General features: G+C 45.6%; 25 protein-coding genes. 13 read left to right on the forward strand and 12 right to left on the reverse strand.

The window, feature by feature from the left end; translation table 11 throughout:
• The first annotated feature begins 78 nt into the window (after positions 1–78).
• The 8 genes from QUB10_RS08605 (at position 79) to QUB10_RS08640 (ending at position 7162) form a co-directional block, all read left to right on the forward strand.
• Positions 79–540 (forward strand): hypothetical protein, encoded by a 462-nt coding sequence (locus QUB10_RS08605; protein WP_333054833.1) that lies wholly within the window; start codon positions 79–81, stop codon positions 538–540.
• A gap of 340 nt (positions 541–880) precedes the next feature.
• Positions 881–2365, forward strand: coding sequence for a tetratricopeptide repeat protein (locus QUB10_RS08610; RefSeq protein ID WP_333139728.1), 1485 nt, complete (start codon positions 881–883; stop codon positions 2363–2365).
• A gap of 361 nt (positions 2366–2726) precedes the next feature.
• Positions 2727–4049 (forward strand): acetamidase/formamidase family protein, encoded by a 1323-nt coding sequence (locus tag QUB10_RS08615; RefSeq protein WP_333176377.1) that lies wholly within the window; start codon positions 2727–2729, stop codon positions 4047–4049.
• Between the two features lie 413 nt (positions 4050–4462).
• Complete coding sequence (locus tag QUB10_RS08620) at positions 4463–4723, forward strand: hypothetical protein (protein ID WP_333064676.1); 261 nt, start codon at positions 4463–4465, stop codon at positions 4721–4723.
• A gap of 231 nt (positions 4724–4954) precedes the next feature.
• On the forward strand, positions 4955–5869 hold the full coding sequence (locus QUB10_RS08625; RefSeq protein ID WP_333201255.1) for a site-specific integrase: 915 nt from the start codon (positions 4955–4957) through the stop codon (positions 5867–5869).
• A 74-nt stretch (positions 5870–5943) separates the two neighbouring features.
• On the forward strand, positions 5944–6069 hold the full coding sequence (locus QUB10_RS08630; RefSeq protein ID WP_333201257.1) for a hypothetical protein: 126 nt from the start codon (positions 5944–5946) through the stop codon (positions 6067–6069).
• Positions 6059–6982: a GIY-YIG nuclease family protein gene (locus QUB10_RS08635; protein ID WP_333201259.1), complete on the forward strand. Its 924-nt coding sequence runs from the start codon at positions 6059–6061 to the stop codon at positions 6980–6982. Before QUB10_RS08630 ends, QUB10_RS08635 begins: the two co-directional genes overlap by 11 nt.
• A gap of 33 nt (positions 6983–7015) precedes the next feature.
• The gene (locus QUB10_RS08640) at positions 7016–7162 is read left to right on the forward strand and encodes a hypothetical protein (protein ID WP_333201261.1); all 147 of its coding nucleotides are present in this window, start codon (positions 7016–7018) and stop codon (positions 7160–7162) included.
• A gap of 249 nt (positions 7163–7411) precedes the next feature.
• On the opposite strand, the gene QUB10_RS08645 is transcribed toward QUB10_RS08640, so the two are convergent.
• The 3 genes from QUB10_RS08645 to QUB10_RS08655 form a co-directional block, all read right to left on the reverse strand.
• The gene (locus QUB10_RS08645; protein WP_333201263.1) at positions 7412–9907 is read right to left on the reverse strand and encodes a pentapeptide repeat-containing protein; all 2496 of its coding nucleotides are present in this window, start codon (positions 9905–9907) and stop codon (positions 7412–7414) included.
• A gap of 284 nt (positions 9908–10191) precedes the next feature.
• Positions 10192–10533: a HepT-like ribonuclease domain-containing protein gene (locus QUB10_RS08650; RefSeq protein ID WP_333201265.1), complete on the reverse strand. Its 342-nt coding sequence runs from the start codon at positions 10531–10533 to the stop codon at positions 10192–10194.
• Positions 10530–10838, reverse strand: coding sequence for a nucleotidyltransferase domain-containing protein (locus QUB10_RS08655; protein ID WP_333201268.1), 309 nt, complete (start codon positions 10836–10838; stop codon positions 10530–10532). The genes QUB10_RS08650 and QUB10_RS08655 overlap by 4 nt, the downstream gene beginning before the upstream one ends.
• A gap of 176 nt (positions 10839–11014) precedes the next feature.
• On the opposite strand from QUB10_RS08655, the gene QUB10_RS08660 reads away from it, so the two are divergent.
• The 3 genes from QUB10_RS08660 (at position 11015) to QUB10_RS08670 (ending at position 12762) form a co-directional block, all read left to right on the forward strand.
• Positions 11015–11365, forward strand: a complete 351-nt coding sequence (locus QUB10_RS08660) for a hypothetical protein (protein ID WP_333201270.1) — start codon at positions 11015–11017, stop codon at positions 11363–11365.
• A 196-nt stretch (positions 11366–11561) separates the two neighbouring features.
• A complete protein-coding gene (locus tag QUB10_RS08665) occupies positions 11562–12275 on the forward strand; it encodes a PEP-CTERM sorting domain-containing protein (RefSeq protein ID WP_333201272.1) in 714 nt (237 codons plus the stop codon).
• Between the two features lie 250 nt (positions 12276–12525).
• Positions 12526–12762, forward strand: a complete 237-nt coding sequence (locus QUB10_RS08670) for a hypothetical protein (RefSeq protein WP_333139770.1) — start codon at positions 12526–12528, stop codon at positions 12760–12762.
• Positions 12763–12938: 176 nt separating this feature from the next.
• Here QUB10_RS08670 and QUB10_RS08675 read toward each other — a convergent pair whose 3' ends face one another.
• From QUB10_RS08675 to QUB10_RS08685, 3 genes are all read right to left on the reverse strand, one after another.
• On the reverse strand, positions 12939–14318 hold the full coding sequence (locus tag QUB10_RS08675; protein ID WP_333139772.1) for an amidase: 1380 nt from the start codon (positions 14316–14318) through the stop codon (positions 12939–12941).
• A 37-nt stretch (positions 14319–14355) separates the two neighbouring features.
• A complete protein-coding gene (locus QUB10_RS08680; RefSeq protein ID WP_333139774.1) occupies positions 14356–15729 on the reverse strand; it encodes a cystathionine beta-synthase in 1374 nt (457 codons plus the stop codon).
• A gap of 63 nt (positions 15730–15792) precedes the next feature.
• Positions 15793–17073 carry an aminotransferase class I/II-fold pyridoxal phosphate-dependent enzyme gene (locus QUB10_RS08685; RefSeq protein ID WP_333139776.1) on the reverse strand — a complete coding sequence of 427 codons (1281 nt, stop codon included), beginning with the start codon at positions 17071–17073 and terminating at the stop codon, positions 15793–15795.
• 24 nt (positions 17074–17097) lie between these two features.
• Here QUB10_RS08685 and QUB10_RS08690 point away from each other — a divergent pair, with 24 nt between their 5' ends.
• Both QUB10_RS08690 and QUB10_RS08695 read left to right on the forward strand, forming a co-directional pair.
• On the forward strand, positions 17098–17304 hold the full coding sequence (locus QUB10_RS08690) for a hypothetical protein (RefSeq protein WP_333139778.1): 207 nt from the start codon (positions 17098–17100) through the stop codon (positions 17302–17304).
• On the forward strand, positions 17305–17589 hold the full coding sequence (locus QUB10_RS08695; protein WP_333139780.1) for a DUF4129 domain-containing protein: 285 nt from the start codon (positions 17305–17307) through the stop codon (positions 17587–17589).
• A 39-nt stretch (positions 17590–17628) separates the two neighbouring features.
• Here the strand turns inward: QUB10_RS08695 and QUB10_RS08700 are convergent, their stop codons facing one another.
• Genes QUB10_RS08700 through QUB10_RS08725 form a run of 6 tightly spaced genes read right to left on the reverse strand, consistent with a single transcriptional unit; the run spans position 17629 to position 20175 of the window.
• Positions 17629–18141, reverse strand: coding sequence for a hypothetical protein (locus QUB10_RS08700; protein WP_333139782.1), 513 nt, complete (start codon positions 18139–18141; stop codon positions 17629–17631).
• Positions 18142–18165: 24 nt separating this feature from the next.
• Entirely contained in the window at positions 18166–18660 is a 495-nt protein-coding gene (locus QUB10_RS08705; RefSeq protein ID WP_333139784.1) for an HD domain-containing protein, read from the reverse strand.
• 20 nt (positions 18661–18680) lie between these two features.
• Positions 18681–19193 carry a hypothetical protein gene (locus QUB10_RS08710; RefSeq protein ID WP_333139786.1) on the reverse strand — a complete coding sequence of 171 codons (513 nt, stop codon included), beginning with the start codon at positions 19191–19193 and terminating at the stop codon, positions 18681–18683.
• Complete coding sequence (locus QUB10_RS08715) at positions 19186–19404, reverse strand: hypothetical protein (RefSeq protein WP_333201275.1); 219 nt, start codon at positions 19402–19404, stop codon at positions 19186–19188. Before QUB10_RS08715 ends, QUB10_RS08710 begins: the two co-directional genes overlap by 8 nt.
• Entirely contained in the window at positions 19394–19801 is a 408-nt protein-coding gene (locus QUB10_RS08720) for a hypothetical protein (protein WP_333139789.1), read from the reverse strand. The genes QUB10_RS08715 and QUB10_RS08720 overlap by 11 nt, the downstream gene beginning before the upstream one ends.
• Positions 19802–19836: 35 nt before the next feature.
• A complete protein-coding gene (locus QUB10_RS08725) occupies positions 19837–20175 on the reverse strand; it encodes a hypothetical protein (RefSeq protein ID WP_333139791.1) in 339 nt (112 codons plus the stop codon).
• Positions 20176–20193: the final 18 nt, after the last annotated feature.

Raw genomic sequence — 20193 nt, forward strand, 5'->3', positions numbered from 1 at the left:
ACTAACTTACAACCGTAAGCTGTGGGCGGAGACAGCTTGGGCTTTCGGTCGCCACGTCGAATTACAAAAAATAAAATTATGAAATTTAAAGGGTTTGACAAACAGTCTAAAAAACTGAAAAAATACAACCAATTAGATAAGCGCTTCACAAGTGATGGCACTGAATTTACTATGGAAGATGTACCGGATAACGGCGTCATAATGATTATGGACGAAGTTATGTATTTTCCTGAAGGTGTATTAGCTGGCAAAATTTATTATCCAACATCTATAGAAGGTAAAATATTATATCCATCTGCCCCTTATTCTAAATGGCCAGAAATTTGTAGCTGCTATGGTGTTGAAATGCCTGATACTGCAACAGCAGGAGTTGAGGGAGAAGCAATTGGTTTTTGGGAGTGGGTATATCAAAAATGTTTGCCTGTTACTTTGTTAGATTGTCCTTGGGAAGTTCTTAGATTATTGTCTAAAAATGTTTTGGCAGCCTATCGTGTTCCTTTTACAAATAGAGCTAGAGAAAACAGAGGCTTTAGAAAATAATTGAAGGGGTTAAAACGTAGAATCTAACAGAAGACTTGCTCATTACTGACCAACCGAAAACCGCAGGTATTTCAGCCATTTATCACGGAAATCGAAGGATGCGGGATGCTCAGAAAGCTTGAGGTTCTATCACCCTGACTTCTTCCTGCCTTTACACTAAACGAGCTAGTGATTAACTTTTTTTTCTCACTATCGGAAAACAATAAATAGCAATACTGTTGAAGCATTGTTTCCGTCCGTACACCCAAGCAGCACCCAACAAAGTTTGGGGCTTTTAGCTATTCTCTAGCAGGAGTGACAGAAGAGGGTTAAGATTGACAAAAACAAAAAAGGGGTGGCTATGTTCGATCGCTCTCAATGGTTTTTGGCTAGTCTTTTGATTGCACTTTCGGTTCAGCTAAGTCAGCCAGTGACAGCCGTGCCCGTTGGTAAAGTTGTACAAACTGCACAAACTAACAGTAGCGACGCTGCCCAAAAACTATATGGAGAAGCAGAGAAACTCGAAGAACAAGGAACAACGGAAGCAAAAAGAAGTGCGATCGTCAAATATGAAGAAGCATTAAAGCTATTTAGGGCAGTGGGCGATCGGGATGGGGAAGCTAGCACCCTCACCAGGATTGGCGTTGTCTATGATGATTTAGAAGAAAACTCGAAAGCGTTAGAGTATTTCAATCAGTCTCTTTCCCTGAGTCGAGGAGTGAGTAATCGCAAGCAAGAAGCTATTACCCTCAACAATATCGGCGAGGTTTACTATAAATTGGAAGAAAAACAGAAAGCGCTAGAATATTACAACCAGTCTCTTCCTCTGAGTCGGGGAGTGGGCGATCGTAAACAAGAAGCTATTACCCTCACCAATATCGGCTTAAGGTATGCAGATTTAGGAGAAAACTCGAAAGCGCTAGAGTATTTCAATCAGTCCCTTCCCTTGAGCAGGGCTGTAGGCGCTCTCTGTGGGGAAGCTACTACTCTCAACAACATCGGCTTAGTATACGCAAATTTGGGAGACAAAGAAAAAGCAAAAGAGTATTTCAACCAATCCCTTCTCCTTAGTCGGAAAGTGGGCGATCGCAATGCGGAAGCTATCACCCTTAACAACATCGGCTTAGTGTACAATAAGTTGGGAGAAAAACAAAAAGCAAGAGAGTATTACAGGCAGTCCCTTCCCCTGAGTCGGGCAGTGGGCAATCGCCGTTGGGAAGCCGTTACCCTCAACAACATCGGCTTATTATACGCAGAATTGGGAGAATACTACATAGCGCTAGAGTATTTTAACCAGTCCCTGTCCTTGAGAAGGGCAGTAGGCGATCGCCGTGGGGAAGCTCTAACCCTAAACAACATCGGCGGTATATACAATGAGGTGAGAGAAGAACAAAAAGCGCTAGAGTATTTCAACCAGTCCCTTCCCCTCAGCAGGGCTATAGGCGCTCTCCGTGTGGAAGCCTTTACGCTTACCAACATCGGCTTACTATACTCCAATTTGGGAGAAAACCAGAAAGCGCTAGAGTCTTACAACCAGTCCCTTTCTCTTTTTCGAGCAATCGGCGCAACCGAGGAAGAAGCTCTCACTCTTTACAGCATGGCTGTTGTCAAACGATCGCTAGGCAATTTTACCGAAGCTCTCAATGATATTGAAGCCTCTCTCAAATTAATTGAAAATCTCCGCAGTAAAATAGCCACCCCAGAAAGTCGCAGCTCATACTTTGCCACAGTACAGGAATACTACAAATTTTACATCGACCTATTAATGCAACTGCACCAAGCTAATCCTAACGCTGGTTATGATATCAAAGCATCCGAAGCCAGAAAACGTGCTAGCAACCCTTAAAAAGCAACGCATTGCAGTAGAAAAATGGTCGTTTAGACAATTATAAAATCGTTCACTTTGTACCAACGGCATTGCCAACAGAAAAATCCCAAACTGTCAGGAATTGTGATTATTCTGATGAAGCATAAGCCGTTCCAAGCCTTGAACCAGCTTATGCCATTTTCCTTATGTTTTCAGACATTAGATGTAAATATGCTCAAAATCTGTCAGCTTTAAGATAGATTTATGGTGAGTGTTTATTCCTTTTCTAAGCTATTTGTATTTTAGATAACAAATTCTCAAAGAATAAGCCTGAATAATATATTTGCTTTGATCTAGATGGATCAGGGGATTACAGACATTTACCATAAAAAAGCAAGCTATGCCGAATCGACGTGATTTTCTTCTTGGTGGGACTGTAGCTGCGGCTGCGACCTTGTTACCAAATAAATTGATTGCTCAAACTCCAACCAATCGATCGGAAATGGCAGCTTTACAGGAAGGATATGTAGGACAGTATCAGGGTGGTGTGTACTTACTGCCAGCCAATGATGAAACAGTCCAATGGGGTTGGTTTAATAATGCAGAGACACCCCGCGCTCGGATTAAATCAGGGGACACCGTTGTCATGGAAACCATGATGGCTTCCATGAATCAAGTTTTGCCGGGGGTATCGATCGAAGAAATTACTAGACTGCGGGTAAATAATCCCGGTCGTGGCCCCCATACGATTACAGGGCCGATCTTTGTAGAGGGCGCAGCACCCGGAGATACTCTCAAAGTCAAAATTAATCGGATTGTGCCTCGTACCTATGGCTCCAACTGGAACCTGCCGGGTAATCTTGCCCTAGGGCAATTCCCAACTAGCTTCCCGGAACCCCAAGTAAAACATTTCTTCCTTGACCTCAAGCGTGGGGTAACAGAATTTTTGCCGGGAATTGAATTACCTGTGCGTCCGTTCCCCGGTATTCTTGGGGTGGCGAGGCCTGAAAGTGGACAATATAGCACCGTACCCCCTGGACCTTTTGGCGGAAACCTCGACTGTAGAGAATTAGTAGAAGGCACAACGATTTACTTACCAGTGTTTGTGGATGGAGCTTTATTGTGGTCTGGGGATTCCCATGCGGTGCAAGGTAATGGTGAGATTAATTTAACAGCGATCGAGTCTGCCTTTAATGAACTGAACCTGACTGTAGAAGTAATTAAGGGTAAACGCCTGACTTGGCCACGGATTGAGTCAGATACTCATTGGATAACGATGGGTTATGATCGAGACCTCAATATTGCGATCGATATTCTGGAAGAAGAAACCCTAAAATTTCTTGCTGAATCTAAAGGCTTAAACACTACTGAAGCTCGTCAATACATGGCAAACTACGGTGATTGTCGAGTAGCAGAGGTGGTCAATCAACTAAAAGGGGTCTATTGCATGTTACCGAAACAACCAACTCCAGTCCTTGCCCCTAACCCTACCACTGATACCTCAGATAGTTTTGTCACCCATGCCATCGATGGTGATGCAATGCAGGCTATGAACATGGCGGCTATGAGTCTTATTGAGAGAATGCAGACCCTAAAAGGACTTGTACCCCTTGATGCCTATTCCCTTGCCAGTTTAGCTATGGATGCACGGATTGGCAAAATAGAGCCGGGAGCAAAACATCTACATTGCTTGATGCCCAAGTCTCTCTGGGTCAGAAGTTAACAGCAGTTTGCGTTCAGATAAGTGGTGCTGCGAGTCCCCTAAATCCCCCTAAATCCCCCTATGTCCCCCTATGTCCTTTGGACAGGCTACGCTAACAAAAGGGGGACTTGAAGATCATTAACTTGGCTTACCAGAATTAAATTTGCTGTAAGGTATTTAGTCCCACAACTCTAAAGTCAAGGGCCTTGCTTAATCAGGGTATGAAAACAATAAGTTGAAAATCCCGTAGTTTTGTGGATACTGGTTTCTCTGACTTGCATATTTAGCCTTTCATACCCTAAATCAGCAATGCCCTTTAACTTTCGCTTCAAATCAATTTTACAGTTTCACGCTTGCATCGCCCACCGTCTCGGGCTATACCTGTGCTGACATACTTTGCTAATCTCAAAGTTAGTTCTTTACCGCAATTGCTCATGGGTAGCCAATCTACAGCCAAAACTATTTTTCTCCTCGCCTCTATGGTGGGCTGGCTTATCGTTGGTGCATCTTTGATGTATCTTTTTCCGGTCGTCGCAGATTGGTTAATATCCTCCGATCGCACCCATCTATGGATGCAGACCCTCAGCCGTAGCGGTTACAATCCTATGCTGGCTTGGGTAGGAGGAGGCATCACTCTGGTTATTACCGTGTCGGGGTATATCCTCTGGCATCAGAGGTTTGAAGGCAAGATTTAGAGCGATGGTCACAGATCGATTTTGGAGCGATCGAGTTGGTGTTAGAGCAGGCAAAGGTTTTCACCGAGTTTGAAGTAGAGACAAATCGTTCCTAATTAACGAATTTCTGATACAAGCCTGTAAGAACATTCAAAACATCCCATCAAGCATTTCGATAACGTCTTGCTGGTCGCGGCCCCGATTGTTTCGTCTCAAAGCATTACCTCACAGCAGCCGAAGCAAAGCATAATCGTGCTTACCAAACAAATTTGTGCGATCGCGCTGTATGACGGTCAACGAAGAAACGGGCTAATTTTGTCCAGTCCCGTCGTCAACCCAGCGACGGATGCTGTGTATTCTAGCCGTCGTGAGCTGGACTACCACGTTAAGAAATCCCCGTCTACCGATGCAGTAACGCAGTATTTGCGGCAAACTCTGTGGTATCGGGTCGAGTTTACCAAGATGAAAATAGAGGGACACGGGCAGGCCAAGATATTCACGCAAGAGGAAATCGAGCTTTTGTTCAACGAAGCTTTGCAAACCGCTCGCGATCGCACCCTCTTCGGAATTTGTTTGTACACCGCTTGCCGCATTGCCGAAGCTTGTTCCCTGGAAGTCATCGATATTTACACTGCCAGAGGTACAGTCCGACCTACAATCAACTTCCGCAAAGCCAACACCAAAGGAAAACTTCAAACCAGGACGATTCCGGTAATCGAAGATTTGCGAAGTCTCCTAACATCTTGGCGTTCCCATGCGGGTCAGACTTATTTATTTCCCGGCCGCTACCCGAACCACCACTGGAAGCATTTGCACCCCAATTCAGCGGATCGGATTTTGAGAGAAGCGTTCGATCGGGCCAACATCGAGGGAGCATCCACCCACAGCTTCCGTCGCACCGCCCTGACTCAGATGAGCAACGCCGGAATTCCGCTGCGGATTATTCAAGAAATCAGCGGTCACAGTAACCTCGAACAGTTGCAGAAATACTTAGAGGTGAAGCCGGATCAAGTCAAAGGAGCGATCGCCAGTCTTTCCATGCTTTCCTACGCGGGGAAAGAGGTATTTCCCCGCGTACAGGATGAATTACCCGCTGGGCCGTTACCGAGAGAGCAACTGTCACAAGGCCGATCAGACTCGGAGCCTGAAGAAATTCCCGACTGGTGACGAGCAATTTTAGATTTTAGATTTTAGATTTTAGATTTTGGATGCAAGGATGAAAGTTACGCATCCCAAAGGGAATGCCTAGAGCTTTCTTTCCCAAGGCAGAAGCCCTCACCCCTGGATTTGTTACAATTCTCGATCGTGTGGAGCAGGTGCATCTACGAAAACCTGCTTTTAGGAGAACTTTTGACTATGTGGCTTAAATTTGGTGTTGCTCCCAGTGGTGAACTGGCGAGCATTGATGAGGTTGTGCGCGGAAAAACTCAGCTAACTTGTCTCTACTGCGGTGGCGGATTGACAGCAAAAAAGGGTTCGGTGAAAGAACATCACTTCGCGCACACCGAGGAAACTTGCAAACCCGTGTCACAGCGGATTAAAACCAAAGCGTTTCCATCGCTGCCCCTCTACGATAATTTCACCATCCAGCTTAAGGGTGATGAATTGGAACAGTTAAAGGTGCTATGGAAAGAGTACGGCGCACAAAATTACGGCATTCCCAGAGACTTGGTAAACTTTCGGTGGGAACTCAAAGGATTGGTGGAGTCGTCGGGCGATCGCTCTTATCACTTTACCGACTTGGGTAAAATCCCAGTGGGTGCGCTTCCCCTGGCGCTGTTCAACCAAGTCCAGGAACCGCTGCTGGTGTCGGAGTTAGTTAAGTTGGAGCAATCCACAGCGGTGGCTGAAGCTGCGGGGTTATCCTGCTTGGACGAACGGCGGGCTGACTTGCTGATTTATCGAGCGCAGCTTCGCCGAATTCTGGTGAACTCGCTCTATTTCCTGGAGGTGAAAGCGGACGGCCACTGCTTCTATAAAATTGGAATTACTGCTCGACCGATCGAGGAACGCATCGCCGAGGTGCAGCGGGATGTCAGAGCGCATTACTCGGATGTGGTTGTTAATTTGCTGGGATTGTGGGAACACCGGGGGAATGTGGAGCTGTACTTCAAGCACCGGTACAAAGCTTTTAATTATCGCATTGGCAAGCTGACAGAGTATTTTGCGTTTCCGAACGTCAAGGCGGTGCTGAATGATTTGTATGAGATGGAGTCCAAAGTGTTGAGTGAGGTTGAGTTGGATGTTTTCAGCTTGCGCTACTTCCCCGAAATCAAATAACCCGTCTTGTGCTGGTAAGATTTGTTAGGCAACTTGATGCCATCTTCTGGGTCGTGGATGCTGGCGCGTAATTGGCGAGAATCTGGATTGGATTTGTCAAGTTTGACGATCGCTAGTCCAGTTTCGTTTGAAGAGGATGATACTGGGCTTGTGGAGTTGGCGATCACTCCTGAAGATTAGGAAAAATACCCATTCGTGCGTCCCAGTAGCGCTCAGCCGGATTTGATGGACAGACCGGAGAGCGATCGCACAATGGGAGAATATGGACTTTGATGAGCGAATTCAGGCTGACCCTACATATATAGATAGAATCTAGGCGTAGGGAATGCAGAGCAGAAGGGTTAGGCGTTTGGTTCGACGGGGTGACGGTAGCTGCCCTTTAAAAAGACGATTGCACTCAAAAATTGTGCTGCAAAATTGTGCAAGATATCACTCTCCTGTTTGCCACCCCTCTAAAGCTGCTAGCAAGATATTAATTAACGGATGATCTACTAACTCTTTTATTGCTTCAACTCCTCCTGATTTTAGCGCACCCAATACCCGTTGTTTCAAAGTTTGGTCGTCTTCAATCTGCTTAATCGCTTCTGTGACGACTACCATTTTTTCAGATGGAGTGTTTGTGGGATAAGTTTGCTCTAATTGTTGTAGTAGCTTCTTAATATCTTCTGCGGCTTCAGCTAGATTTTGTTTAGTGGCGTAGTTATGCTGTGTACCTATTTGAGTGCCGTGGTTTGTCCCGATATTACTGCCTGATACTGTGGCATCTGGCAGATTGTATTGATTGTTTTCTTGCACAGGGTTACTCTCCGATGTTGATGTAACTTCATTATTAAGGATAACTTGATGAGACTGGCTAGCTAATAATTTAACAATTTCGTGCATATCTGAATAGTTTTTACGCTGATATTCGTATAATTCTTTATATTTCTCTACCTCTTTAAGCGCTAATTCATAATTTTGCGTAAATTCACTATGAATTTTTTCCTTATTAGTGTCGGGAGGAACCCTGACTCTGAGGACGATAACTCCATCGCCTTTGTTTTCAATACTCTGGATGGCAAGTTCAGTGCTTTCATTTTCTACTTGCACTTTGTTGAAGGCGGCGACAAAGGCTTTCCAGTCGATTCCTTGCTTAAAAATTAAGTCAACAGTATTTAAAACCTCTTCAAACAGCTTGGTAAATTCTCCCGGTTTAAATTCGCCACTGCTGGGGCGGCGTTCGCGATCGTCAGTTCCTTCTCTGGGGTGTTCTAGGAGATAAATAAATCGACAATCGACATTATCTAAGTTGGTGCTATTTTCAATATTCCACGCTTCTACACAAGCGCCTGTCATGTGAGCGTTGGTAAAGTCAGTGTCAATTGCCTGAGTGAGAGTCAGCTTTGTCCACTCTAAAATGGCTCCCTGGAATGTGGCTTCACTGATATCTGCTTCTTTCAAATTGGCATAACTGAGGTCTGCACCTATTAAATTAGCACCTCGGAGATTAGCACCTAGATAAGATTTTTCCCGACCATTTCCTGTAACGAGTAACGTGCGAATGGCAGTGTTATCTAAGATAGATTTACCGACTCTAGCTAGGTGGAGTTCTTTCGCTTCGTAAAAGCGAGTGCGAGTGAGATTTGCGCCTGTAAATTTGGTGCATTTGAGAGTTGCCTGCGTGAAATTAGCATCAGTTAAATTGGTATTGCGAAAGTTGGTGCCACCCATTGCAGCGAAGAAAAGGGCTATTTTGCGAACAAAGGCGTGTTTTTCATCTCCAGCTAAGGCACGCCCAGCTATGGAATTACTCCACGCTGCCACTGCCACTCCCATTGCCACTGCCCCTGTCACTGTCACTGCCACTATCACTACTATTGTCTCTGTCGGTATCCCTCTATCTGCCAGTGCCCCTGCCACTCCCCTTGCCGCTCCCCCTGCCATTGTTGCCACTGCCCCTGCCACTGCCCCTATGACTGCCACTCTCCTTGCCCCTGCCACTGCCCCTGCCACTGTCACTCCGACTGCCCCTGCCCCTGCCCCTGTGACTACCATTGCTCCTGTCACTGCTGCTGCCCCTGGCACTAAGATTGCCCATTCCGGTAGTATTATTGACACTACCATTTTCCTTGCCACTGCCCCTGCCATTGCCTCTGCCACTGACCCTGCCACTTCCCCTGCCACTAGCGCTGCCCCTGTCACTGCCGCTGCCACTCCCACTGCCGCTGCCCCTGCCCCCAGACCTTGGCGGATAGTGGCAAAAAGGAAAACTACAAGTATTATTAAGACCATTACGCCGGGAATAAGAGTAAATTCAATCAATTCAGGAATGAAAAAAAATGCTACTAAAATACCAGCAAATGCTGAAAAGAATCCTGCTATTAGCGACAGAAATAACGAGAATATTACCAAGACAGTTGCCCAGCGGCGTTGCATTCCCGCTTTCGCTTTGGTGAAATTCGCCCCTATCAAAATAGCATTGGTAAAATTCGCACTTCGGATATCTGCGTGGGAGAAGTTCGCACCCGTAAGGTCTTGATTTTTAAAATTGCGTCCTCGGAGATTTTGATGGGAGAAGTCTTGAAGCATCGTTGATAGCGGAAGAGTGGCTTGCATCTTTATACAAGCAGACTTAGGAATAATCAGGAGTGTTTCACCGCGCCTGCTGTAGTGTATGCACGACAATCCTAGAAACCCGATTTTTTTGCTTAAGTCCTGTGCAGATTGGAAGCGAACGCATATCTCAATGCTAGAGCTTGTGTTTTCGGCAGTCCGATATCCTTGTCGCAGAAAGCCTGCCTGCTGATGTTTGCCTTGGATACTCGATCGAATCTGCGATCGCAAATTGCACCTTTTTCCTCGGCTTGCCCAAACTGCGTGCCAGTCGCGCAATGTGATACGACAACTAGAAACCAGTGCCGCCCGCACTTGTTTGTCTGAAAACATTCTAACCGATTCGTGTTTTCACCTTCTTATTAGAAGAATCGGTGTTTTTAGGAAGTGCTTTTTCTTTCGGTATTCTTTATTTGGGGAAGCCGATCGAAAAACCACTTGAACCCGCAGCGAATTCAGTAACGCTTACAAGGCTTTCAGTAAATGCAGTCGATGTGCACGACGAGCAGAATACCCAATCGATCGTCTAGGGGCATTGAAGTCCCTAGACCACGGGGCGCTTTTACGGTCATCAGAAACTCTTAGGAAAAACGCTGCTGCCAGAAACGCTGCTGAACTCACGTATCTAGCAACTCCTGTAAAATCTGTTCTACTGTTACCTTCAGCGGAGGTAAATTATTCTGTACGATCGCCCAAACTAGGTTTAGCGAAACTCTGAAATATTCATGCACTACAAGGTTTCTAAACGCTACAATTTGCGCCCAAGGCACGGACGAATATCGGCTAGTTAACTCGGACGATAACGCATTTGTTGCTTCTCCAATAATCTGGAGGTGATGAACAATCCAAATTTGGATTAATTCTTGATTATCAAATGCCTGCCTGCCTTGGCTTGCATATCGCTCAATTGCAGCTATTGCATCTAATATATCTTGCAGCCGTTCCGCTTCTCGCCTCATAGGGGTACAGCTTCCTGCAAAACGCGCTCCCGAATGCGTTCTTTGAGCATATCCACTGTGGCGATATCGACCTTGCGATTGAGTAGTTGTTCCAAATCAAGCAATAGCCCACCTGGAAACCAAGGCGTAATTTTCTCTAAATCGTAATCCACTAACAAATCAATATCGCTTTCTGGGGTCGCTTCGCCCCGTGCTACTGAACCGAATACGCGCACGTTGTAGGCTCCGTGCTTTTGGGCAATGGCTAGAATTTGCGATCGCTCACAATACAGTAATTCTTGAATGCCTAATCCTGTTTTGGTCATCAAACCCTCATCAACGCCTTAAAATGGTGCCCTAATCGCTATTTCTAGTCTGGCACTTTCAGCAACAAGTTACGCCCAATTACGCAAGCTATCGCTACACAACGCCATTTGCGATCGCCACTAACACCCCCATCTGCGAGAAACTAAACCCAGACCAAAACCTCAACACCCCCGTCATGCCCAAACTCCCTGAGTGCGATCGCTGTCTCCTCTACGCCCGCAACCCACACTTAGTCTGTGCCGTGCATCCCGCAGGCCCTAACACCAATACTTGCATTGACTTTCGAGAAGACCCCGACGCTGAACCGGAGGAATTGTGGGAACCCGAAGGGGCAAGTTACTACAACGGCGAACTCATTCTGCAACCAAGACAGCGGTGGACTTTGGAACAGCAGCTAGAACTTTTGAACACACACCCGCTGTTTACTGGTCGGTGTCCCCGATGCGAGTTCCCGTTCCCTCAGTATGAAACGCCCCCGGTGCATTGGGATTGTGCGGAGTGCGGATGGATGGATGATGCGGTGTGAGGCGACGGTTCTGTTTTGATAATGGCGATCGTTACTTGCTTTCTAGAGCATTGATGCACCTAGCTTTCTGGTTAAGATTGAATAAGTTGAATAAAGAATTATGGTTTTTTAAGTAAGCTAGCTAGTATTTAGGTAGTTTGATTACTGAATGAGCTTTCCAGTCAAGTTGTTTACGATAGAAAGTAATTTAATCTTCATGAAAAATCTCTACCACAAAGTTGCCGTTGCCTCTGTTTGCACCGCTCTAGGTTTTGTTCTGGGAGCAAATGAAGAAGCTAAAGCAGCTACATTTACCTTGACACCTACTATCCAATTTGGAGCCACTGCAAGTATGTATCAGATGGGTGTGTATGAGGACGTTAGGCTTATCCCTGGGGATGAGTACGTGTCATACGGGCCGGGTAGTATAACAACCAGGTTAGCTGAATTTAATATTAGCAACTTTTTTCTTGCTCCTAACACAATTATTCGTAGTGCTATCTTTCAGGATAAGATATCCAGTTTCCAAGGAGGCCGTCCTGGTACTCTGGGCATCTTTGGCTATTTAGGAAACGGGACAGCCGAAGCATCAGATCTTTTGGGGGATGAAGTATTGTTAACTTCTGTAGATATCTCATCCTCATCTCCGGGTGATACTCTTAGCTTTGACGTAACTCCGTTTGTTAATCAGCGAGTTAGCAATGGCGATACTTTTGCTGGGTTTGCCATCAGTCTCTTGAACGTTGGTGGGGTCGCTCTGGGAGGTACTGATGCTCTTGGTCGTTCCAGTCTAGTAATTGAAACCGTTGATGCTGCCGAACCAGTTCCCGAACCTACCGCAATCTTTGGTTCAGCTCTAGCCCTGGGCTTGGGAGGATGGCTGAAACGAAAGAAATCAAGTCAGCAGCATAAAACAACGTCACAAGGTTAATCTACCGTTTGACAAGAGTTTAAATAAAGTTATCAGTTACGATCGCCAATTCGACTTGCCTGCAAGACATTCAAGAAGCTGGTGGCATTGATGAGGAAGTTGTGCAGGAAGTTATTGAATTCAAAAAGTTTATTTTTAGGACAACTTAAGCTAGGCTGATAAACAAGATTTTGTGGTTGCCCAACGAGCTAATCGATCGTCAGCCCAGTTTTACAGCTAAAAAATAAGAAGATTTTGTACAGGAGGAACCTTGAGCTTAATTAATCTTGTCATACCTTCGCCACCCGGTACTACTGCCGGCATTGGCACAATCTTAAAACTGATGCGGGATAATCCCCAACGTGTCTTAAAAGTTGTGCACTTGTACCGCGAACATCCAGAAAGTTCCAGCACTTTCATCGCATTTTTTAGAGAACCAAATTCTGTTTATCAAATTACAGCAGTTCTCAATGTGTGGGGTACGTCCTTTGGATACACCGGGGAATAGCCTCGCGCTTTGGCGTGTAATTCGCTCTGCAATTGAAGACTTGGAACTTCCTTTTGAACAGCGCGAGTGGCGAGAGTTTTCCCATCTAAAAAAGGTTGATTCATCGGGATTGGTCTGATGGCTCTCGGTCATTGCGAATGCCACCAGATGCCCGACACCAATGACAAATCACATTTCTAATATCCAGGTGGGCGTTGAAAAAAACCAGTTACTTGAGTTAATTTTTCCGCAATCTCTAGCAGTTTTAGATCGCTTCCACGCCGTCCCACCACTTGCACGCCGATGGGTAGTCCTTCTTGTGATTGTGTAAAGGGCAGCACTACGGCAGGGTTGCCAGTTAAATTAAAAATTGTTACGTAAGCACCTATTGCGGTCAAATAAGAGAACTCGCGACCATCCACCTCAATAGGTTCTCCTGGCTGACGGTGGGTGAAAGCAGGCACTGGCACCACTGGACACAGCCAAGCATCCCAATTAGATAAGAAACTTTCGAGATTGGCAATCAGAATATCGCGCTCAATGAGGGCGGTGACATATCGTTGTTGCTGTTGAATCTGCGTCAATTCTGACTGAGATAAACCCAATTCAAAATTATAAATATTGAGGTAAGTATCGCGTACCGCATTGCTATCAAAATTTGGCGGCTCGTTGTGTTGCTCTACACAGCATCCTAGCTCGGTCAGGGATGATGCTAATTTTTCTAGAGCAGATGAGGTTTGAGCTGTGGCTGGAATCTCACCAAAACCTTCTGTCCAAGCGTAACGGCACGATTGTAGCGTGATTGCTGGGTTAACTTGTGTGAATATCGGTATAACTTCTGACTGGCGGGGGTCTGGATCTTGAATCAGTGACAGGCACAATCGCAAGTCTTCTACAGAGCGGGCAAGAGGCCCTATTGTTTGTAAGTGGTGGATAGTTTTAGGTGTTCCGGGCAACTCTGGAATATGCCCAAATGTTGAAACTCTATACTCGGTTGGTTTCAAGCCGAAAATGCCACAGAAGTGAGAGGGAACGCGGATTGACCCACCAATATCACTACCAAGTTCTAGAGGGGATAACCCCGCAGCGATCGCACTCGCTCCACCCCCAGTGCTGCCACCTGGTGTATATTCATGGTTCCAGGGGTTGTTGGTTCTACCAAACAGAGGACTGTTGGTCTGAAAGTTATCAGCTAGTTGTGGTGTATTCGTCTTGCCCAAAATAATGGCTCCAGCAGCGCGTAATCGAGCGACGACGGTAGCATCTTGCTTGGGGACGTAATTAGCTAAGGGTTGATAACTGCTGGTTGTGCGTAATCCTTTGGTTTCGAGGGTGTCTTTGATAGTTACGGGAACTCCATGTAAAATCCCCCAATTTTCTCCTTGAGCTAATGCTCGATCTGCTGCTTTCGACTGCGCGATCGCATTTTCTGCATCCAGAGTCACAATTGCATTTAGCTCTGGGTTGTATTGAGCAATCTGACTCAAATAAGCTTCTATTACTTCTGTGGAAGAGACTTGGCGGTCGCGGATTGCTTTTGCTAATTGATGAGCAGATAAAAAAACTAAATCATTCATTCTACTTAACTATACTGTTAGGAAATCAAACTATTTTTCATTCATAATTCAGACGTTCTGTTGGGCTTGCCCAATATTTAATTAAATCCGTTCTAGTAATTAATCCCACCGGAATACTATTTTGTTCAATAATAATAGCATTAGTTGCTGATAAAAAAACTCTATAAGCTTCGGAAATATCGACTTTCTCATCTAAACTCGGTAAAGGTTTACTCATAACAGGCGCAACTTTTTGGTGAGAAAAATCAATCCCTTCATGCAGTAGTTTCATTAAAGCTGCTTCATTTAAACTGCCAATGATGTGATGGTTTTCAATAACTGGAACTTGTGAGATATTCAGTCTTTGCATAACTTCGATGACTTGACTCAATGTGTCCTGCGAACTCACAGAAACGAGTGAGGGAAAATCTTGTTTCTGGGCAAGTATCTCTTGCAGTTTTATTGTTTTTTTTGTTGGTTCTTCCCAAAAACCATTTTCCTGCATCCAGGAATCAGAATAGATTTTATTGATGTAGTTTCTTCCTGTATCTGGTAACAGCACTACAATCTGTTTCGGTTCTGATAATCTGGCTGCATATTTAAGGGCTGCTGCTACTGCTGTACCGCAAGAGCCTCCCACCAATAAACCTTCTTCTCGCGCTAGACGGCGAGCCATATTAAAAGACTCACGATCGCTAACTCTGACCATTTCATCTATTACTTGGCGGTTAAACGTCTTCGGAATAAAATCTTCACCAATTCCCTCAACCTGGTAAATTTTGGGGGTGTCACCAGAGAAAATAGAACCTTCTGGATCTGCGCCAACAATTACTATATTTTGATTTTGTTCTTTCAGATACTTGCCAACTCCAGAAATTGTGCCACCTGTTCCCATCGCCGCAACAAAAACATCAACTTTCCCATTACTATCTGACCAAATTTCTGGACCTGTCGTTAAGTAATGGGCTAACGGATTATTAGGATTAGCAAATTGATCGGGTCTATAAGCTCCTGATATTTCTTTAGTAAGCCTTTCTGCGACACCGTTGAAACTTTCTGGAGAGTCAGGCCCAACTGATGTCGGCGTAATTACTACTTCGGCTCCATAAGCTTTAAGTAAGTTAATTTTATCCTGGCTCATTTTATCCGGCATCACAAATATGCAGCGATATTTTTTTATCGCAGCGATTAGCGCCAGACCAACTCCCGTATTTCCTGCTGTTGCCTCAATTATTGTCCCACCAGGTTGCAGTTTACCGGCTTTCTCTGCGGCTTCAATCATGGACAGAGCTATTCTATCTTTCGTACTACCACCCGGATTAAGGTATTCTACCTTGCTATAAATTGTTGATGGAATTTCTTGACTAATACTATTAAGTTTAATCAGGGGAGTTCGGCCAACCGCTTCTAGAATATTATTGTAAGTCGCCATTAGAATGTTTCTAGTATTTTATAATGTTGTATTGCCGTTTGATGTTGAGAAAAAAACTTCAGACTAAACTCCACCCAATGCGTTGGCAGTAGCGTGTTCTATAGCTGCTTGAATTTTCGGCAGGGCACGGGAAATCATGTCTTGGTTGGCAGTCAGAGAAATTCGGAAATAACCCGGTATTTCCTGAAGTGTCCCAGGGAAGACAAAAACATCGTAGCGAGCTAGCAATTCGGCAAAAGCACAATCGTCTGACCAGGGTGACTCTACTAACAAAAAGAATGTCCCTTCAGGTATTTGTAATTTGTAACCCATTTCTTGGAGTGCCTTCACCATCCAATCGCGTTTGCGTTGTAAATGCTCTATATCGATGGTGAGTGGCTCCAAGTCAACGAGGGCATATTGCATCAATGCACTGGGGAAACACCAACCAAAGGGACTGCCTTGCAGTGTACGAATTATGCGCCGTATTGATTCCCGTTCAGGCATTGTGGGTGGCAAGGCAATATAGCCGATGCGTTGACCGGGAGCCATCCAGACCTTACTGTAACCATAGATGAGGAAGGAAAACGGGTAGAACTGGGTGGGACTCGGACAAGTTTGCCCGTCGAACACAATGCGGCTGAAGGTTTCATCGGAAATCAGGTAGATGGGTTTACCGTAGCGATTGGAGGCATTGGTGAGCAGATTTGCTAATTGTTGTAGGGTGGTTGCTGAAAAAATCTTGCCTGTGGGGTTGTGGGGTGAATTGATAACGATCGCTCTGGTACGTTCCGTTATGGCAGCCGCTATCGCATCGAGATCCAAATCAAAAGTAGTTGGATTGACGGAAACGCCCACCGGAACTGCACCAGCAACATGAATCATCCGCCTGTAGTTTAGCCAAGGTGGGGTGATGATAATCACCTCGTCTCCTATTTCGGTCAGCATCTGAAGACAAATATTCAGACTAATCAGACTACCGTTGGTCAAGAAAATATCTTCAGGTGCGATCGCGAGTCCGCGTTGCATCTTCAGACCTTCTGACACAGCGACTCGTGCTTGTGGAAGGTTGTCTTTGTAACCGAACCAACTCTCATTTTGCGGAATGCTCCAGCGTTGAAGGGCTTCTACAAAGCCTGGTGGGGGCAGTTCGTGAGCGTCACCCTCAGTAAAATCAATGCTCCCCGGTTCATGCTTGCGATTCATGTAGTTTGCCTTGGCAAGGAGTTCACTGGGGGTCGGGGCTTGAATCGCCTTGAGCAGTCGGGACGAGATTGTATGAGTTTTTATATCGGGATTCTCTTTAGTATCCGCTTCTTGTGCCTCCTGTAGCATTTTACTTGGTGGTTGTATTGGATCTGCCATAATATAAGGTAAGTTGACCTACTTATGTTAATCATAATCGCTGTTAGGACTTACGCACTGAGTGCCAAATTGCGTCATTCTAAGCATCGCATTAGCGCAGTGGCTCCGCAGGATTTAAAACCGACATCCACGCCCACAGCAACTATCCCGCGCTTGAACTGCAACTGCTGTGGAACCATTAAAGAAGAGTTGAAAATGATTGATAATCAACAGTTGTCACTAATTGCTTAAATGACTGATTCGCCCATCGAACCGCTGGATTTACTAGACACGGATTACGCTGACATCCTTGCCAACAGCAGCCATCCATCATTTGAACTACAACTGGTGAGGTCGGGGATTGAGCCAGCAAGAGCCCGCACCGCCACCAACTTCATCGCCCTAATGCGCCAAAAACCGGACACTCCCGAAGGATGGGCAGCTTTAACCGAGGCTTGGGAAGAGGCTTGTGGCTTCGAGCCCGAACTCGAACACCTGCAACTGCTCGTACAATTGCTGTGGAACAATCATTCGTAACGGTGCAAGCGATAGATAATCCGCAGCGTTTAGTTGAGTTCACCGCAGTAAGTTAGCAAAAGCATCAACAGGCAATCCCTCTTTGAGCAAGGAAAACTTTTCGATGTAGTTGCCATCAAATATGCTGAGGTTATCTATGCGAGTGCGGGCTGCTAAAACAGACTCCACCCATGTTGTAGAAAGCGGAACTCCAAAATAGCAACCGGGAGAATCCCAAGTTGGGTCGATAGCGTATCCATCGGGTGTGAGCAACCAAGCATGGCTAATTGGAAATCCAACATCGGCATGAAGGGCGTATCCTTCGACGTAGGTGAGGCTGTCCGAAGCAAACGCTAACTTCTGGCAATTCCAATAACCAAACTTCGGTGCGCCACATTCGATCGTTTCGGGCAATGACTGGGGTTCCATAATGAAGCCGCAGTCTAAGACTAATTCTTCATAGCGTTGATACATCCAATTGGCTCTGGCGGGCACTGGTTCCATTGCTGCAACTACACTTTCTAAGTAGCGCTTTATCTGCTCTCCTGAGATAGTTTGAGTTAGATTAGTCACGGTAAAATTCCTGTTCTATTGAGTTTACTTGTTCGAGCTTTGCAATCGATTCCACAGGGGCATTAGTTTGATATCCTGGGGATTGTACAGGAGTTCCTTGAATACGGGGAACTCTTTGGCGTACATTTTATATAGCTTGGGATTGCTTTGGAGGCTAGCTTCGGTGTTAGCGATTCTATCAGCCAATTTAACAATCAAAGCTTTTTTGTTGGACTGGATTTTTAAGGCAGTTTTGCGAAAGCAATCGACTCGGTTTCCCCCGGACTCACTGGTTACAGCCCACACAATATCCGCTGTTTCTTTCCCAAATTCAGACACAAGCATCTCATAAGTTGTTGGCGTATCTTCTAGCGTATCGTGGAGCCATCCTGCTGCTGCAATTGCTTCATCGCCTGCATAACCGAATTCGCTTAGCACTTGAGATACTTGAGCTAGATGATACGAGTAGGGATGCTCACCGTATTTTTGAGTGCCGTGTTGGGCGATCGCAAATTCTTTAGCGGTGTCTGTAATGTTCATGACATTCAATTAATTCGAGGTTAGGCAAGAGCATCTGCCGGAAATCCTTGTTTGAAAATCGAAAAATCTTCGAGATGATTCCCCTGCAAAATACTCAATTCATCAGTGCGTCCCTTCTGCTTTCGAGAATTCCAAATAGATTTTATCCACGATGTCGCCAAGGGAATGCCCAAATAACAGCAGCCGAAAGGTTCCCAAGTCGGGTCAATAACGTATCCGTTGGCATCGAGCAGCCAAGCATGGTGCAGCGGGAGAGATACGCCTTGCGCCATCGCGTAGCCTTCGACGTAAGTAAGGCTGCGGTTTTTTAAGACTAAGCGCTGGCAGTTGGCGTAGCAGAAGCTCGGTTGACCTTGTTTGATGTTTTTGGGTAGCGGTTTGGGTTCCATCACCCTGCCACACTCTAAGACCAATTCCTCAAACCCCCGGTACTTCCAATCCGTTCTGCCTGGTACTGTTTTCATGACAGCAACTAAATCTTGCAAGTATCCTTTGAATTGCTCTATTTCCGTAGTTTCAGTTGGATTATTCATCGCTTTGTTGGGTTTCTGAGTTTGTGTCGTTGGAAGAAATCGCCATAAATAATTGATATTTGCCAATCAAATTGTTAACTTTGGAAGCATCTACATTAGTATGCGAACCTATTGCCTTGCCTTCTTTGACCCGGCGCGTAATTATCTGCAACGATTCCTCTAATTCTTCGATTTCTGATAGTAATGTTGCCTTAATTGTTTCAACGTCCACAATCTCCTCCTAATTGTTGTTCCAGATTCATCAACTTTCCCAGCTTTCGGTTGAGCAAATCGGCATCGCTTTCACCCTCGCATCGCTCCTTCTCTAACCATTCTAGAATCTCAGGCTTGGGGCGAAACGAGAACACGGGGCGCTTGCTGTCGTACTTAGCTTTGGCTTTGCGGATAACTTCGGGATTGTTGGTGTGATATTGTTGCTGTGGTGAGATTTCCACAACTTCGATCGTCGTCCATCGGTTTCGGAGTTTGTCGCCACCTGGCTCTACCAAAAGCTTAGCTAAGTAATTGTTAGCGCCCCGTTCGGTTTTCCAAGTCTTCGCTCCTTCCAAAGTACCCGAATCAATGGAGTTGTATTCGGGATTCCCCTGAGTTTGGATTAGGTAGCGCACTTTGCTATCCTTTTTGAACCTGATGGCGTACAAACTCAACTTGTGACCTCCTGCAACCGCTGCTGCTGATAGCGTTCCCAAGCTTGCACCGCCAATTCTTCAAAATGAGTGTCAGGGTATTCGGGTGAGAAAGCCTCGGAACTATGATTGCGATAAGCCTGTTCGGCTGCTTTTTCTACTTGGATACGAGCTATCAGAAACTGGGATTTGTGTAGGAGTGAACCTATTTCCGCTTCTGCGATTACTATGTAACTGTTGGGGTATTGAGCCACGGCTTTGTCAGCACCCCTGCGCGTTTTCCAGCGCCTAGCACTCGACAAAGTATGGGCGTAGTAAAACTGGTCGGGTTGTCTGATGGATTGAGCTACAAACATCTGTATTTTTCTCTAGGC

It is taken from the genome of Microcoleus sp. B5-D4, assembly GCF_036705145.1.
Taxonomy (GTDB): domain Bacteria; phylum Cyanobacteriota; class Cyanobacteriia; order Cyanobacteriales; family Microcoleaceae; genus Microcoleus.